The following is a 15,872-nucleotide window of genomic DNA, read 5'->3' as shown; positions in this document are numbered from 1 at the left end:
CCCGGTAAGCTCGATTCGTGACATTGTGATGAATGAGGAGCTGAGTTTTCACCAAAGCTCCCGATCACTCAGCCTCTATCGCAAAGTCGCGACGTTCAACGTTGCCCATTGCAGCAGCATGATCGTCTTGGCGTCATAGATATCGCCGCTCTCGATCATTGCCATCGCGTCAGACAGGCGCACCTCCAGAACCTCGATATCCTCGTGCTCCTCGGCAAGCCCACCGCCTTCGGCGATACGGTCGGATGTATCGATCACGGCGGCGAAGAAGTGGAGAATCTCGGTGATCGCGCCTGGAGACGTCAGCGCCTTGAAAAGGAAGCGGACGTCGCGCACGCGAAAGCCGGTCTCTTCCATGGCCTCGCGGCGGATGGCTGCCTCCGGATCGTCGCCGTCAAGCAGGCCGGCGGGCACTTCCAGCATCCAGGCAGGTTCGCCTGTAAGCTGGGCCGGCAGACGGAACTGCCGAACGAGCACCACCGTTTCCCGCTTGGGATCATAAAGCAGAATGCAGGCGGCCGGTGTGCGATGATAGACTTCGCGTTTCAGGCGGTGCTTTTCGCCCTGCGAATCCGTGTAGTCGAGATCGAAGCTGCTCAGCCGCGTCCATTGATCCGCCAGTGTCTTTTCGCCGGCGATTTCGGCTTTCGCCTTTTCGAATTTAGTCATGCCATATCCTTACGGAGCCATACCTTGTTGTCATGGACAGCCGCGCCGCCATAGGGTGCGACCGGATCGGCGCCGGTGAGCACGTTGATGCCCTCGCCATCGACATGGGCCTTATTCGGCCACAAGCCTTCGGCGATCAGGACGCCCGGCTTCACTTCCGTCGTCACGCGGGCATGGATGCGAATATCGCCTCTTCCATTGCCGACGCGAACCAGTTCGCCAGGGGCAATATCAAGCGCTTCGGCATCGGCCGGATTGATCATTACTTCGGGACGACCTTCCTTCTGCCGCGAGGTCTTGGTTTCCGAAAAGCTCGAATTCAGGAAGTTGCGCGATGGCGAAGTCGCAAGCCGGAACGGATGCTCGGGATCAGCCACCTCGATGACATCGACCTGATCCGGAAACTCCGGCAACTCGACGTGCGGCCCAAGTAGGCCGACAGAGGCAGGTGGGCGATTCGGCGCCGGCTGGTTGGTCCAATCCGGACGAAAGCGGAACTTGCCGTCAGGATGGGCGAACCCATTGATGAAATGGGCATCATCGAAATCGGGCTGGCGGTCGAACCATTTGTTCTCGAGAAAATAATCGTAATCCGGCAAGCCGCTTCTCGATAGAACCCTGTCGATCATCTCGCGGGCAGAGAAGCCGAAGCCCGGACGATCTGCGATGCCAAGGCGTTTGGCCAGTTCCTCGATGACGAAAAGATTGCTGCGCACGGTTGGCGGCGGCTCGACAAGCTTCGGGCCGAGAAGGATGTGGTTCTGGCCGCCGGCGCGGTAGATGTCGTCATGCTCGACGAACATGGTGGCGGGGATGACGATATCCGCCATCTCGGCTGTATCGGTCATGAACTGCTCGTGTACGGCAACGAAGAGATCGGAACGGGCGAAACCGCGCTTCACCAGCCGCTGTTCCGGCGCGATGTTCACCGGATTGGTGTTCTGGATCAGCATGGCCGTGACAGGACCGCGATGGCGCAACGCCACGGCATCGCCGGTCAAGGCGCGGCCGATCTGCGACTGGTCGATCATGCGGATATCCATATCCTTCATGGCTCGGCCGGTCAGTTCGCTCGCGTCCATGCGGAAGATATCGCTGTTCGAATGAAAGGCGCCACCGCCTTCATATTGCCACGAGCCGAGAACGGTGGCGATCGACGCTGCCGCATGCATGGCGATCGCGCCGTTGCGCTGGCGGGTGAAGCCGTAGCCGAGGCGGAAGTAGGTCTTCTTCGTCGTTCCCACGAGCTTGGCGAAGGTTTCGATCTCGTCGACCGAAAGGCCGGTGATATCTGCCGCCCATGCCGGCGTCTTCGCCTTCAGATGTTCTTCGAGGCCTGTGGGATCATCGGCATATTTGGCCATATAGGCGCGGTCGGCATAGCCATCGCGGAAGGCAATATGCATGACGGCGCAGGCAAGCGCCGCATCCGTGCCCGGCTTGACGATCAGCGCCATATCGGCCTGCTTCATCGTCGGGTTGTCGTAGATGTCGACAACAACGATCTTGGCGCCGCGCTCCTTGCGGGACTTCACCGCATGGGTCATGACGTTGACCTGGGTTGCCACAGCATTCGTACCCCAGATGACGACGCAATCGGTACGGCCCATCTCGCGCGGATCGGGACCGCGCAGGACGCCCGTCGCCATGGTGAAGCCGGTCCAGGCCGGATTGGTGCAGATCGACGAGAAGAAGCCGGAATAGCGCTTGGCATGGCGCAGCCGCTCGATGGAATCGCGCTGCACCCAGCCCATCGTGCCGGCGTAGAAATAAGGCCAGATCGCCTCGCTGCCATCCTTGGCTTCCGCCCTCACAAAGGCTTCGGCGATTTCGTTAAGCGCGTCGTCCCAGGAAAGTTCCTGCCAGCGCCCCTCGCCCTTGGCGCCGGCGCGGCGCAACGGCTTCATCAGCCGATCGGGGTGATAGAGGCGCTCGGCGTAGCGCGCGACCTTGGCGCAGATGACGCCTGACGTGTAAGAGTGGTCGTTGGCACCGCGCACCCGGCCGATCCTGCCGTCTTCAGTCAGATCGACCTCCAGCGCGCAGGTCGAGGGACAGTCGTGCGGACAGGCGGTGTGGCCGATGCGCGATTTGGCTTGGATGGGGGTCGCAATGTTCATGAGGTTTGTATATTTCAAGCAGGGACCGGCCACTAGAGACAATCCGGCCCATCTCAACAATTCATGCGGACTTCAACGACGATGAACTATCGGCACATCTACCACGCGGGCAATTTTGCCGATGTCTTGAAACACGCCGTTCTCGCGCGCCTCGTCCGCTACATGCAGAATAAGGACAAGGCCTTTCGCGTTCTCGACACGCATGCAGGCATCGGGCTTTACGATCTCTCATCGGAAGAGGCGCAGAAGACGGGCGAATGGCGCGACGGCATCGGCAGGGTGCTGGAGGCGGAACTCGTGCCGCAGGTCGCCGAACTGCTGGAGCCCTATCTCACCGCCATTCGCGAGCTGAACCCAGAAGGCGGCGTCCGGCTCTATCCCGGCTCGCCGAAACTCGCCCGCATGCTGTTTCGGCCTCAGGACCGGCTTTCGGCCATGGAACTGCATCCGGACGATTTTCAGCGGCTTCACCGGCTGTTCGAAGGTGATCATCACGCCCGCATCACCGAGCTGGACGGCTGGCTGGCGCTTGGCGCGCATCTGCCGCCGAAGGAAAAGCGCGGTATCGTGCTCGTCGACCCGCCTTTCGAAGAGGAAGGCGAATATGAACGACTGGTCGACGGCCTGGCGAAAGCCTGGCGCCGTTTTCCTGGCGGCACCTATTGCCTCTGGTATCCGATCAAGAAGGATGCGCCGATCAAGCAGTTTCATGAAGCATTGCAGGCGCTCGAAATTCCGAAGATGCTCTGTGCCGAGTTGACCATCAAAAGCGATCGCGGTTTCACCGGGCTTACCGGCTCAGGCCTCATTATCGTCAATCCGCCTTTCACGTTGAAAGATGAGCTACATGCGCTGCTGCCCGCGTTGAAGGATATGCTGGCGCAGGACCGCTTCGCCTCGCAGCGCGCCTTCTGGCTGCGCGGCGAACATTGAATTCGCTCTAGAATCAAATAGGCGGAGCGGGACGTCGTCCGAAAACCGCTTACACTTTTTTCATCAGGCTCCAGCACATCCACAGGTGATCCATGAGACTTCTCTGCGCGCCCGCCTCCCCTTTCTCCAGCAAGGTGCGCATGGCGGCGCGCCATTTCGGCATCAAGCTTGAAGAAATCCATGTCGATACGAATGCCGGGCCATCGCTCCTCATCGACAACAATCCGCTCGGCAAGATCCCGACGCTGCTGACCGACGAGGGCGACGCCATTTTCGACAGCCGCGCGATCATGCATTACTTCCACCGGCGCAAGGGCAAGTTCTATCCGACCAAGAAAAGCAAACGCACGGAAGTCGAGGTTCTGGAAGCGCTATGCGACGGTACCAACGAGTGCCTTTTGTCGATCGTCTACGAACGGCGCGTTCGCGAGCCTGAAAAGCAGCACCAGCCCTGGATCGACCGGCAGTGGACGAAGGTAGCGCGCGCGCTCACCCATCTCGACGCCGAGCCGCCGAAGATCGGCAAGAAACTGCATGCTGGGCATTTCGCATTCGCCGCCCTCATCGGCTATTTGCACCTGCGCTTCGAGGGCCAGTGGGAAGCGGACTTTACCGGGCTGATCGAGTGGGAGCGTGAGTTCGAGAAGCATTTCCCGGATTATCAAGCGATGAAGCCACGCGCTCAGTAAAATCTCATCGAGTGCATCGGTACGGCGGCACGACGAGATCGGACGCCGTTATCGCCTTTGGCATAGTGCTCAAACAGAAAGAGCCGGGAGTTTCCTCTCGGCTCTTTCTTCATTCCATATCGGCAAGTAATTAGAACTTGACGCCGATACCGACCTTGACGCTCTGCTCGTCGTAACCGCGCGAGAAGCTGCCGGAGTCGAGGTTGAAGGTCTTCTTGCCGTAGTCCGTGTAACGGTACTCGAGGCGAGCCGTGATGTTGTTGGTGATGAAGGTTTCAGCACCAGCACCGACGGTGTAGCCAACTGCCGTTCTGCTTTCAGACGAGGTAGCGTCGGAGAGCTTGTTCTGGCCGAGTGCCAGACCGGCCGTGCCGTACAGCATGAAGGGGTTGAAGTCGTAGCCGAGACGGGCGCGGACAGAGCCGTTGACGCCGTTCTTGGCGGTCAGGCCGTTGCGGGTAGCGTCAGCGCCGGAGTAGCCGAGGTCAGCTTCAACACCGTATACGATCTGGCCCTGCTGCCAGTTGTAGCCGGTGAAAGCCTGGCCGCCGAAGCCGTAAGCGTTACCGTTGCGGGTAAAGTGGCCCTTGTTCCAGTCGCCTGCACCACCGATGTAGAAGCCAGACCAGTTGTTGACCGGCGGAGCTACGTCCTGTGCGACGGGCGGCTGCGGAATCTGCTCAACGGCGTCGGCAGCGTGAGCCGCAGTGAAACCGCCGAGGGCGAGAGCGGAGACCATGAGGGTCGTTACGAGAGTACGCATACTTTTCTCCTTATCAGTCCCGTGTGCCTCATCTACTGTCTTTGACTTCGAAGCGTCACGAGCAATTAAAACAAATCCCTCCCGGATCGAGGTCGAAATTGGAGTGCAAATGAGGAATTGGAAGAGCCAAAATATGATATCATTGTGGCACAGACATGGCTGAATTTCGATGTTGCTTCACCGCAACAGATGAATTGTTAACCATAACCAATGGTTAAAGCGTGTATACTTATTTTAATCTAAATACATCTCAAGCTTTACATAAATCACTTCAAGAACGTTATCTGCCTGGGCACCTTTTCATATGGTGTATCGAAGCCCTATATGATCACCGGTCAGGTAACTACGAGCTAAAGGCGATCTCTTGGGCCAGGAAAAACTACGCACGGCATTGATAACCGGCGCCTCAAAAAGAATAGGCCGGGCCATCGCAGAGGATTTGTCGGCTCATGGCTTTGCCGTGGCGCTGCATGCCAATCAATCCTTCGCCGAGGCAGCGGAAATTGTGGCGAAATTGCAGCAAAAGGGCCGAAAGGCAATTGCGATCAAGGCTGATCTGCAAAATTTGGACGAGACGTCAAGCCTTGTCAAAAGGGCTACAGATGCACTCGGTCCGCTCGATCTGCTGGTCAATAATGCCTCAGCCTTTCTCGGTGATTCCGCCGGCCATTTCGATGCAGAAGCCTTCGAGGCGCATTTCGCGGTGCATGTACGCGCCCCGTCTATCCTTGCCGCCGATTTCGTCCGGCAATTGCCTGAACCCTATCAGGGCCTCATCGTAAACGTGGTCGACCAGCGTGTCTGGGCCCTCACACCGCGCTTCTACTCTTATACTCTGTCGAAAGCGGCGCTTTGGACCGCGACGCAGACGATGGCACAGAGTTTTGCGCCCCGCATCCGCGTCAATGCGATCGGCCCCGGCCCGACCGTGCGCAGCGTGCGGCAGACCGAGGAGGACTTTCAGGCGCAGATCGACGGCCTCATATTGAAGGCGGCGCCGGGGCTCGAAGAATTCGGCCGCACGGTCCGCTTTCTTTTTGACACGCCATCGATCACGGGCCAAATGATAGCGCTCGATGGCGGCCAGCATCTTGCCTGGGAAACGCCTGACGTGGCGGAGAGTGCGGAATGAACGGACGAAAGCTGCCTGACGGCGGCATTCTCTACGACGAATCGGATGATATCGAAGACGACATCGAGGTTGAGGGCGATGCCGCCGCCTCCCCCGTTGCGCCCGTCGACTGGAACGAGGGCGGCAAGAACGAGACCGGACTTCGCGGCGCGGAACTGATCGCCGAATTCGTCAAGCGGCTGCCAAACAATCCCGGCGTCTACCGCATGTTCAACGAGGCCGGCGACGTACTCTATGTCGGCAAGGCGCGGAACCTGAAGAAGCGCGTCGCCAACTATGCCATGGGCCGGGTGCATTCCAACCGCATCGCCCGCATGGTACGCGAAACCGCGAACATGGAGTTCGTAACCACCCGCACGGAAACCGAAGCGCTGTTGCTGGAAGCGAATCTGATCAAGCGCTTGCGACCACGTTTCAATGTGCTGCTGCGAGACGACAAGTCGTTTCCTTATATTCTCATCACAGGCGATCAGCGCGCGCCGGCCATCTTCAAACATCGCGGCGCCCGCGCCCGCAAGGGCGACTATTTCGGCCCTTTCGCGTCAGCTGGCGCCGTCGGCCGCACCATCAATTCGCTGCAGCGCGCCTTCCTGATCCGCACCTGCGCCGACAGCGTTTTCGAAACGCGCACGCGGCCCTGTCTGCTCTACCAGATCAAGCGCTGTTCCGGGCCCTGCACGCATGAGATCAGCGATGCAGGCTATGCGGAACTGGTGCAGGAGGCGAAGGACTTCCTCTCCGGCAAGAGCCAGAACGTCAAAGCGCATATGGCCGAGGAGATGAACGCCGCGGCCGAGGATCTGGATTTCGAACGCGCCGCCGTCTTCCGAGACAGGCTGGCTGCGCTTTCGCATGTGCAGAGCCACCAGGGCATCAATCCGGCCGGCGTCGAGGAAGCCGATGTGTTCGCCATCCACCACGAGGGCGGCATTTCCTGTATCCAGGTCTTCTTCTTCCGCACCGGGCAGAACTGGGGCAACCGTGCCTATTTCCCGAAGGCCGACCCGTCGCTTTCGGGCGCCGAAGTGTTGAATGCCTTCCTGGCGCAGTTCTACGACGACAAGCCGGTGCCGCGGCAGATCCTGCTTTCGGAAACGGTTGAGGAAATCGATCTGCTTGCGGCGGCTTTTGGCGAGAAGGCCGGGCACAAGGTGGCGATCCTGGTGCCGCAGCGCGGTGAGAAGCGCGATCTGGTCGATCATGTCGTCGCCAATGCCCGCGAGGCGCATGGCCGCAAGCTGGCGGAAACGGCATCGCAATCGCGGCTGCTCGAAGGCTTCAAGGAAACGTTCCGGCTTCCCTACGTGCCGCAGCGCATCGAGATCTACGACAACTCCCATATTATGGGGACGAATGCGGTCGGCGGCATGGTGGTGGCTGGGCCGGAAGGCTTCGTCAAAGGCCAGTATCGCAAGTTCAACATCAAATCGACCGACATCACGCCGGGCGACGACTTCGGCATGATGCGCGAGGTCATGACCCGGCGCTTCTCCCGCCTGTTGAAGGAAGAAGGCAAGCCCGACCGCAACGCCGCGGCGGAAGCCTCCGGCGCGGACGCCGCCGACCAGCCCTTCCCCGCCTGGCCCGATGTCATCCTCATCGACGGTGGCCAGGGGCAGATGACGGCCGTGCGCGCCATCCTGGGGGAACTCGGGATTACCGACAGCGTCATTGCCATCGGCGTCGCCAAAGGCGTCGACCGCGATGCCGGGCGCGAGCGTTTCTTTGCTGCCTCGCGCGAAAGCTTCACGCTACCGCCGCGCGACCCGGTGCTCTATTTCATTCAGCGCATGCGCGACGAGGCCCACCGCTTTGCCATCGGCTCGCACCGCGCCCGGCGCAAGAAGGAAATGGTGAAGAACCCGCTGGACGAGATCGGCGGCATCGGCCCTTCGCGCAAGCGGGCGCTGCTGCAGCATTTCGGCACCGCCAAGGCCGTTTCACGCGCCGCCCTCTCCGATCTGATGGCCGTCGAAGGCATATCGGAGGGTGTAGCGCGGCAAGTCTATAACCATTTCCACGAGGACGCCGCGAAATAGAAAATCGCGGTCGCAAATTCCACGCAATAGCGGTGAAAAAACAGAAACAATGTTGACGATAAGCTAGTCAAACCATCATCTAAGCATGACCCCAAAAAGTGCGAGACGGTTTTTGGATCAGATCATGCCCAATCAAATGGCTGTGACGAGATGAGGCTTGAATAAAGGCTCACCGAAACCGCCGAGACAAACGAGACGAAACGATTCCATGGCTTCGCGCGCTTACAGCATCCCCAACCTGCTCACCTATGGCCGCATCATTTGCGTGCCGCTGATCGTTCTGTGCTTCTTCATCGAAGGCAAGCTGGAAGGATCTGACTTCGCGCGCTGGGTTGCTCTGTGGATCTTCATCATCGCCTCGATCACCGACTTCCTTGATGGCTACCTCGCGCGCATCTGGAACCAGACCTCGAATATCGGCCGCATGCTCGATCCGATCGCCGACAAGCTGCTGGTCTCCGCGATCCTGCTTTTGGTCGCGGCCGATGGCACGATCGCCGGCTGGTCGCTCTGGGCCGCCATCATCATCCTCTGCCGCGAAATTCTGGTTTCGGGCCTGCGCGAGTATCTGGCGGCGCTGAAGGTCAGCGTTCCCGTGACGCGCATTGCGAAATGGAAGACGACTGCCCAGCTCGTGGCCATCGCCTTCCTGCTGGCTGGGCCGGCAGGCGACAAGGTGCTACCCTATACGACGGAAATTGGCATCGCGCTGCTCTGGGTTGCAGCGCTGCTGACCATCTACACCGGCTATGATTATTTCCGTGCCGGCCTGAAGCATGTCGTGGATGAGGAATAATGACGAAGCTCGTCTATTTCGCCTGGGTGCGTGAACGGATCGGCAAAGCGGAAGAAGAAATTTCCCTTCCCGCCGAAGTCGTGACCGTCGGCGATCTTCTGGGTCATTTGAAGAGCTTGGGCGAAGAATACGAGGCGGCACTTCAATTCCCCGAAGCTATCCGCGTTGCCATCAACATGGAGCATGCCGATCATGACGAACCTATCGCCGGTGCACGGGAGATAGGCCTTTTCCCGCCGATGACGGGAGGATGAGGAGCGGTCAGGCGGCGCCCGAGCAATCGATCCAGTGAAGCGATTGCAGCGACGAACGCCCTTCGACTGGCTCAGGGTGCCAAAGCGAAGGAGCGGGAGACTCCTCAATCTGTTTGGAGCGGGCAATCAAGGAAATGCGATGATTTCACCATTCGTCAAAGTTCAGCGCGAAGATTTCGACCTCCAGTCGGAGATCGACCGGCTGACGAATGGCCGGCACGATATCGGCGCGGTCGTAACCTTCTCCGGCCTTTGCCGTGACGAAGGCGGCACGCTCGGCGCGCTCGAACTCGAACATTATCCCGGCATGGCGGAGGCTGAGATTACCCGTATCTCCAATCTTGCCATCGAACGCTTCGAACTTCTCGGTCTGACGGCCATCCACCGCTACGGCAAGATTGAGCCGGGCGAAAACATCGTGCTGGTCATCGCCGCAGCATCCCACCGGCAAGCCGCATTCGACGGCGCCAATTTCGTTATGGACTTCCTGAAGACCTCCGCACCCTTCTGGAAGAAAGAGCATGGCAACGACGGCACGGAAGGTGGCTGGGTTTCAGCCAAGGATGCCGATGATGCGGCTCGCGCCAAGTGGACGGGCGACAAATAGGCTCAGGGGGCGACCCTTTCCCGTCGGCTCAGCACCAGCAAAAGCACAAGCAGCGAGAACATGACGAAGTCGCGCCACAGGAACGGACCGTAGGCGCCCCACATGGTCTCGGACAGCCCGAGCAGCGCCGCGCCGCCCGCCGATTTCAGCGGATCGGAATAGCCGCCAACCGCCGCGATCATCAGCACCTTCAGTCCGAACATCAGCCCCGCCCCGAAATCCATCGTGCCGTAGTAGGACGTGGCCATCAGGCCGCAGACGGTCGCCACCAGCGCGGAAGCCAGATAGGCAATCAGGAAGACGCGATTGGCGCTCGCGCCGCAAAGCTCGGCGGCGAGAGCATCATCGGTCACGGCGCGCCAGATGCGGCCCCACCCCGTGCATTTGAGGACAAGGGCGCCCGCGAGGATGACAAGGAGCATCAGCACCGTGTTGAGCAACTGGATTTCGGTCAGGGTCACCTGAAAGCCGCCACTCTCCCAGAAAACGATCGCGCGGTTCAGAAAGGGCGGCAACCAGATGCCGCGCGTATTCGAGGCCAGCCGGGCGGTTTCCATCAGAATGATCATCATGCCGAGCGCTGCGACGATGATCGTATTCGGCGATTTGTGCGAGAGAGGCAACATGATCGTGCGACCGACAAGAAAGCTGGTGCCGAGCGTATAGGCCGCCGAGACGCCGGCACCGAAGGCGAAAGCAGCGGGCAGGATGAGGTACATTCTCGTATAGCCGACATCCGTAAAAAGCACGAGCATCTGACCGGAGAAAGCAAAGAGCGCGCCATAGGTGATGTCGGCCCGCTTCATGACGCCAAAGACGATGGAATAACCGAAGGCCAGCGCCGCATAAAGTGCAGCGATGGGAACGGCATTCGCCAATTGCTGCAGAAGATATGCCATCCACTCCTCCGGGAACCAACAAATAGTAACTGGCAAAATGAATTTTACCAGTTATAATTTTTGTCATGACCTTTTCCTGGACTCCACATCGCTTTTCCGGGGGCGCGCTTGCGCTCGATGTCGCCAACAGCGTGATCCTGCGCCATGACGACGAGCGCCGGACCGATCGCTTCGAGGCGACAGGGCATATGGAGAGCTTCCCGAAGGCGGCCGCCAACTTCTGTGCCGAGCGGGCACTCTTCGGCAACATTCTGCCGGTGCAACGGGAAAACAGGGCGGAGTTCATCGCGCTGCGCGAGACGATCGACCGCTATTTCCGAGCGCGCGTCCTCGGCGAGGATGCCGACGCGCTGCTTGCGGATCTGCTTACCGCATTGGCGAGGGTTTTGAGGCACGCTCAAGCCGATGGCCTCGATGCCGCGACGGTGCATTCGGCGCTGCGGCTCATCGCCATGCCGGATCCCGAACGGATGAAAATCTGCCGTAACTGCGGCTGGCTCTTCATCGATCGCAGCAAGAACAAGAGCCGTGCATGGTGCGACATGGCGGTCTGCGGCAACCGTGCCAAGGCCAGCCGGCACTACCGGCGCAAGAAGGAGGAGACTGCACCATGACAATGCGAAGGATCATGCTGACTGCCATCGGCGCGGGGGCGATCGCCGGCCTGGCGCTGTCCGGCTGTCAGAGGAAGGACGACCAGGGGCCGACCGAACTCACCGGCCGCATCTTCGTATTCAACTACCGCGTGGCGAGCGCGACCTATATGATCACGCTGAAGAAGATCGCCCCGATCCCCGATGGTACGACGGCGGTTGCGGAGTTCGAAAATCCGGCAGGTGGCGATCCGCTCGTCATCCACGAGAAGATCTACTCCTTCTGGGACAAGATCACGCTGGAAAGTCCGGATCTGCGCTGCGTGCGCAAGGATCGCCCCTATTCCGTCTCGATCAAGCTGGTGGATGCCAGCGACAAGACGCTTCAGACGATCAAGACCGAAGTCAAATCCGATCTCGATCAGACGGTGCTACCGACGAAACCGCTGGTGGTCGGCCCCGCCTACACCGCCAATCCCGATGTCTTCAAGGGAGACGGCAGCACCGACTATGGGAAGGATGCGGCCTGCCCGGCATGAAAAAAGCCGGGATGCGATCCCGGCTCTTTCACAGTCAATTCAAATCGTTCAGCGATGGAGCTGAGAGGCTGAATCAGCCGACGATTTCGGTTTCGGAGAACCAGTAGGCGATTTCGACGGCAGCCGTTTCCGGAGCGTCCGAGCCGTGAACGGAGTTTTCGCCGATCGACAGGGCGAAGGTCTTACGGATCGTGCCTTCGTCAGCGTTGGCAGGGTTGGTTGCGCCCATGATTTCGCGGTTCTTCAGGATGGCGCCTTCGCCTTCCAGGACCTGAACGATGGTCGGGCCGGAGGTCATGCCTTCGACGAGTTCGCCGAAGAACGGACGTTCCTTGTGAACGGCGTAGAAGCCTTCAGCTTCGCGCTTGCTCATCCAGACGCGCTTGGAGGCGATGACGCGCAGGCCGTTGTCTTCAAAAACCTTGGTGATGGCGCCGGTCAGGTTGCGCTTCGTTGCGTCCGGCTTGATCATCGAGAAAGTACGTTCAATCGCCATGGGTCCGTTCCTTGTAATCAGAGAAAAGTGGGCGGTGTTTACCTGCCTCAAAGCCCGAAAACAAGGGGGATCGGCCAATTTCACGCCGCTGTCACAGTCGAAGCGTCCGATTCGCGATCGGCACGGTGGCACTGCCAAGGTTTATTTGCAAATCTGGCGGCAACACCGCCGCACCATTGGGGAGAAGTCATATGCTCAAACATTTCAGGATGCTTGCCGACTACAATCGTTGGGCCAATGTTCAGGTCTACAATGCCGCCGCCGAGCTTAGTGATGCCGAATTCAACGAAGACCGTGGCGCCTTCTTCGGTTCGCTCCACGGGACGCTTAATCACCTGCTGATAGCGGATCGGTTATGGATACATCGCTTCAACGGCACCGGCGGGTTGCCGGCATCACTCGATGTCGTCCTACATGACACGCTCAAAGGACTTTACGGCTTACGGGAGGCGGAAGATCGGAATATCATCGGCTGGTTGGAAACGCTCGATGCCGATGCGCTTGCCGTCAATATTACCTACACCTCGATCCTGCGGCCGGGCGCCATTACCGTTCCCCTCCACGCGGCGATATCGCATATGTTCAATCACCACACCCACCACCGCGGCCAGTGCCATACGATCCTCACATCCATGGGCAAGCCGTCGCTGGTGCTGGACCTGCTGCACTTCCTGCGCAGTGAAGGGACACATTGGATGTGAGCAAGAGGCGAGCCGCAATTTTCCGCGTTCGCCGAAGCGTTGAGCACCTGCCTCATTTTGTTGCGGCGCAGCGTGAATAGGGCATTTTGTTCATGTTCCCTTAACCTGCCGACCTGCAGATTGAGAAGATATATCAGATCACGGTCATGAGCAGGCATGAAGAACTCGCAGACAGGCGTTTCGGCATATTCCATCGATGAAGATGAGACGGAAACCGAACTTGAAGTCATCGGCCGCTTCATGATGCGGCTGAAGGTAAGGAACCTGCCGCGCAACTATCAGCTCTTTCATGAGGCGCTCTATGGCCAGAATGGTGATCTTGCTGCTGAGATCGAGGCGCTAGGCCCCCTTCCCCCGCAAAGCGGGCTCGACGAAATCGGCCTGAAGTATCGTCTCGTCAGCCATTGCGGGCTCGTTGCTCGCAAATCGGAAAGCGATGCGGCGGAAATGCTGCGCGAAGTGGCGGATCAGCTCGCCAAGGGGCTGATGAAGAAGCAGCATTTCGCCCGGACCATCGAACAGGCATCCAATACAAGCGATGCGCTCGACAGCCTCAACGCATCGCTCAGCAATCTCATGCTCTACGAAACGGAGCTGACCGAGAGGCTGAGAAACTGCACAACCCCGCCGGAGCCATCGCGCAGCGCGGGCGCCTGAACGCTCTCGCACTCTTGCCTTCGGCGCCGAGTTCGGCCAAAACCGCGCCATGATTTCGATTTCAGACCTTTCCGCCCGCATTGCCGGCCGCCTTCTCATCGACCATGCCAACGTGACGCTTCCGGCGGGCACGAAGGCTGGCCTTGTCGGCAAGAACGGCGCGGGCAAATCCACGCTGTTCAGGATCATTACCGGTGATTTCGCTGCCGAAAGCGGCTCGGTCTCGATCCCGCGCAATGCGCGCATCGGCCAGGTTGCGCAGGAAGCACCCGGCACCGAGGAGCCGCTGATCGATATCGTGCTTGCGGCCGACAAGGAGCGTGCGGCATTGCTTGTGGAAGCCGAAACGGCGACCGACCCGCACCGCATCGCCGATATCCAGACCCGGCTGGCCGATATCGGCGCCCATTCGGCCGAAGCGCGTGCCGCCAGCATCCTTGCCGGTCTCGGCTTCGATCATGAGGCGCAGAAGCGCCCGGCCTCTTCCTTCTCCGGAGGTTGGCGCATGCGCGTCGCGCTCGCAGCCGTGCTGTTTTCCGAGCCGGATCTGCTGCTGCTCGACGAACCGACGAACTATCTCGATCTTGAGGGCACGCTCTGGCTGGAGGATTACATCCGCCGCTATCCGCACACGGTCATCATCATCTCGCACGACCGCGATCTCCTGAATACGGCGGTCAATTCCATCGTGCATCTCGACCAGAAGAAGCTCACCTTCTATCGCGGCTCTTATGACCAGTTCGAGCGGCAAAAGGCCGAAGCCGACGAGCTGCAGATGAAGGCGAAGGCGAAGAACGATGCGGCGCGCAAGCACCTGCAGAGCTTCATCGACCGCTTCAAGGCCAAGGCTTCGAAGGCGCGGCAGGCACAATCGCGCGTCAAGGCACTGGAGCGGATGGGAACGGTCGCCTCCGTTATTGAAGATCATGTGATGGGTTTCAGCTTCCCGGAACCCGAGAAGCAGCCCGCCTCACCTATCATCGCCATCAGCGGCGGCGCCGTCGGCTACGAGCCGGAAAAGCCGATCCTGAAGCGGCTTAACCTGCGCATCGACGCCGACGACCGTATCGCCCTGCTCGGCTCGAACGGCAACGGCAAGTCAACATTCGCTAAGTTCATTTCCGGCCGGCTTGATGCCGAAAGCGGCGATGTCCGGCTCGCTCCGAACCTGAAGATCGGTTTCTTCGCCCAGCATCAGCTCGACGATCTCATTCCCAACCAGACCGCCGTCGAGCATGTGCGCCGCCGCATGCCCGAAACACCGGAGGCGAAGGTGCGCGCTCGCGTCGCGCAGATGGGCCTGGCGACCGAGAAGATGGACACGCAGGTCAAGGATCTCTCCGGCGGCGAGAAGGCTCGCCTGCTGATGGGCCTTGCCGCCTTCGATGCGCCGAACCTCTTGATCCTCGACGAACCGACGAACCATCTCGATATCGACAGCCGCAATGCGCTCATCCAGGCGTTGAACGACTATTCCGGTGCCGTCATCCTCATCTCGCACGACCGCCATCTGATCGAAGCGACGGTCGACCGGCTGTGGCTGGTGCGCGATGGCACGGTTTCGAACTTCGACGGCGACCTTGAAGACTATCGCAGCCTCGTCGTTGCGAGCCCCAAGCTGAGGGATGACAGGGGCAAGGCAAACGGCGGTGACGATTCCGTTTCCAAGGCGGATCAGCGCAAGCTCAATGCCGATCGCCGCGCCTCGCTCGCGCCGCTCAAGAAAAAGATCAACGAAATCGAGTCCTTGACCGGCAAGCTTGAAAAACTGATTCAGGCGCTTGATGCGGAACTTGCAGATCCCGCCCTTTACGAAAAGGCGCCCGCCAAGGCCGCGGAGAAGGCAAAGCAGCGTTCCGACGCAGCCGACAAGCTCGCCCTGGCCGAGGAACAATGGCTGGAATTGTCATCCGAATATGAAAGCGCGATGGCCGGTTGATCTCAGCGAATTCTTAACGGTTCCGAGACAGATCCTAACCGATCAT

At 59.7% G+C, this 15,872-nt stretch carries 17 protein-coding genes; 12 read left to right on the top strand and 5 right to left on the bottom strand.

The window, feature by feature from the left end; all coding sequences use genetic code 11:
* Window positions 1–75: 75 nt before the first annotated feature.
* Both GGD46_RS02795 and GGD46_RS02790 read right to left on the bottom strand, forming a co-directional pair.
* Window positions 76–669: an NUDIX domain-containing protein gene (locus GGD46_RS02795; RefSeq protein WP_184701594.1), complete on the bottom strand. Its 594-nt coding sequence runs from the start codon at window positions 667–669 to the stop codon at window positions 76–78.
* Window positions 666–2,789: a molybdopterin-dependent oxidoreductase gene (locus GGD46_RS02790; protein ID WP_210325431.1), complete on the bottom strand. Its 2,124-nt coding sequence runs from the start codon at window positions 2,787–2,789 to the stop codon at window positions 666–668. The genes GGD46_RS02795 and GGD46_RS02790 overlap by 4 nt, the downstream gene beginning before the upstream one ends.
* 81 nt (window positions 2,790–2,870) lie before the next feature.
* Here GGD46_RS02790 and GGD46_RS02785 point away from each other — a divergent pair, with 81 nt between their 5' ends.
* The gene (locus GGD46_RS02785; RefSeq protein ID WP_184701590.1) at window positions 2,871–3,722 is read left to right on the top strand and encodes a 23S rRNA (adenine(2030)-N(6))-methyltransferase RlmJ; all 852 of its coding nucleotides are present in this window, start codon (window positions 2,871–2,873) and stop codon (window positions 3,720–3,722) included.
* A 92-nt stretch (window positions 3,723–3,814) separates the two neighbouring features.
* A complete protein-coding gene (locus tag GGD46_RS02780) occupies window positions 3,815–4,411 on the top strand; it encodes a glutathione S-transferase (protein ID WP_184701588.1) in 597 nt (198 codons plus the stop codon).
* A gap of 130 nt (window positions 4,412–4,541) precedes the next feature.
* On the opposite strand, the gene GGD46_RS02775 is transcribed toward GGD46_RS02780, so the two are convergent.
* Window positions 4,542–5,174: an outer membrane protein gene (locus tag GGD46_RS02775; protein WP_184701586.1), complete on the bottom strand. Its 633-nt coding sequence runs from the start codon at window positions 5,172–5,174 to the stop codon at window positions 4,542–4,544.
* A gap of 364 nt (window positions 5,175–5,538) precedes the next feature.
* On the opposite strand from GGD46_RS02775, the gene GGD46_RS02770 reads away from it, so the two are divergent.
* The 5 genes from GGD46_RS02770 to GGD46_RS02750 all read left to right on the top strand — a co-directional run bounded on the left by GGD46_RS02770 (window position 5,539) and on the right by GGD46_RS02750 (window position 10,002).
* Window positions 5,539–6,306 (top strand): SDR family oxidoreductase, encoded by a 768-nt coding sequence (locus GGD46_RS02770; protein WP_184701584.1) that lies wholly within the window; start codon window positions 5,539–5,541, stop codon window positions 6,304–6,306.
* Window positions 6,303–8,345, top strand: coding sequence for an excinuclease ABC subunit UvrC (gene uvrC / locus GGD46_RS02765; RefSeq protein ID WP_184701582.1), 2,043 nt, complete (start codon window positions 6,303–6,305; stop codon window positions 8,343–8,345). The genes GGD46_RS02770 and uvrC overlap by 4 nt, the downstream gene beginning before the upstream one ends.
* A 208-nt stretch (window positions 8,346–8,553) precedes the next feature.
* A complete protein-coding gene (pgsA, locus tag GGD46_RS02760; protein WP_184701580.1) occupies window positions 8,554–9,141 on the top strand; it encodes a CDP-diacylglycerol--glycerol-3-phosphate 3-phosphatidyltransferase in 588 nt (195 codons plus the stop codon).
* Window positions 9,141–9,395, top strand: coding sequence for a molybdopterin converting factor subunit 1 (gene moaD / locus GGD46_RS02755; RefSeq protein ID WP_184701578.1), 255 nt, complete (start codon window positions 9,141–9,143; stop codon window positions 9,393–9,395). Before pgsA ends, moaD begins: the two co-directional genes overlap by 1 nt.
* 139 nt (window positions 9,396–9,534) lie before the next feature.
* Window positions 9,535–10,002 (top strand): molybdenum cofactor biosynthesis protein MoaE, encoded by a 468-nt coding sequence (locus GGD46_RS02750; RefSeq protein ID WP_184701576.1) that lies wholly within the window; start codon window positions 9,535–9,537, stop codon window positions 10,000–10,002.
* A gap of 2 nt (window positions 10,003–10,004) precedes the next feature.
* Here GGD46_RS02750 and GGD46_RS02745 read toward each other — a convergent pair whose 3' ends face one another.
* On the bottom strand, window positions 10,005–10,901 hold the full coding sequence (locus GGD46_RS02745) for a branched-chain amino acid ABC transporter permease (RefSeq protein ID WP_184701574.1): 897 nt from the start codon (window positions 10,899–10,901) through the stop codon (window positions 10,005–10,007).
* A gap of 65 nt (window positions 10,902–10,966) precedes the next feature.
* On the opposite strand from GGD46_RS02745, the gene GGD46_RS02740 reads away from it, so the two are divergent.
* A complete protein-coding gene (locus tag GGD46_RS02740; RefSeq protein WP_184701572.1) occupies window positions 10,967–11,515 on the top strand; it encodes a CGNR zinc finger domain-containing protein in 549 nt (182 codons plus the stop codon).
* Window positions 11,512–12,033 (top strand): hypothetical protein, encoded by a 522-nt coding sequence (locus tag GGD46_RS02735; RefSeq protein WP_184701570.1) that lies wholly within the window; start codon window positions 11,512–11,514, stop codon window positions 12,031–12,033. Before GGD46_RS02740 ends, GGD46_RS02735 begins: the two co-directional genes overlap by 4 nt.
* A 73-nt stretch (window positions 12,034–12,106) precedes the next feature.
* Here the strand turns inward: GGD46_RS02735 and ndk are convergent, their stop codons facing one another.
* Window positions 12,107–12,529, bottom strand: coding sequence for a nucleoside-diphosphate kinase (gene ndk, locus GGD46_RS02730; protein WP_113347435.1), 423 nt, complete (start codon window positions 12,527–12,529; stop codon window positions 12,107–12,109).
* Between the two features lie 191 nt (window positions 12,530–12,720).
* On the opposite strand from ndk, the gene GGD46_RS02725 reads away from it, so the two are divergent.
* The 3 genes from GGD46_RS02725 to GGD46_RS02715 all read left to right on the top strand — a co-directional run bounded on the left by GGD46_RS02725 (window position 12,721) and on the right by GGD46_RS02715 (window position 15,826).
* Window positions 12,721–13,230: a DinB family protein gene (locus GGD46_RS02725; RefSeq protein WP_184701569.1), complete on the top strand. Its 510-nt coding sequence runs from the start codon at window positions 12,721–12,723 to the stop codon at window positions 13,228–13,230.
* A gap of 156 nt (window positions 13,231–13,386) precedes the next feature.
* Window positions 13,387–13,887 carry a hypothetical protein gene (locus tag GGD46_RS02720; protein WP_184701567.1) on the top strand — a complete coding sequence of 167 codons (501 nt, stop codon included), beginning with the start codon at window positions 13,387–13,389 and terminating at the stop codon, window positions 13,885–13,887.
* Window positions 13,888–13,936: 49 nt separating this feature from the next.
* Window positions 13,937–15,826, top strand: coding sequence for an ABC-F family ATP-binding cassette domain-containing protein (locus tag GGD46_RS02715; protein WP_184701565.1), 1,890 nt, complete (start codon window positions 13,937–13,939; stop codon window positions 15,824–15,826).
* Window positions 15,827–15,872: the final 46 nt, after the last annotated feature.

The sequence above is a fragment of the Martinezella lusitana genome, from assembly GCF_014207095.1.
Lineage (GTDB): Bacteria > Pseudomonadota > Alphaproteobacteria > Rhizobiales > Rhizobiaceae > Rhizobium > Rhizobium lusitanum_B.
Note: the sequence above shows the minus strand (reverse complement) of the source record. Positions and strands in the feature narration are given on the sequence as shown.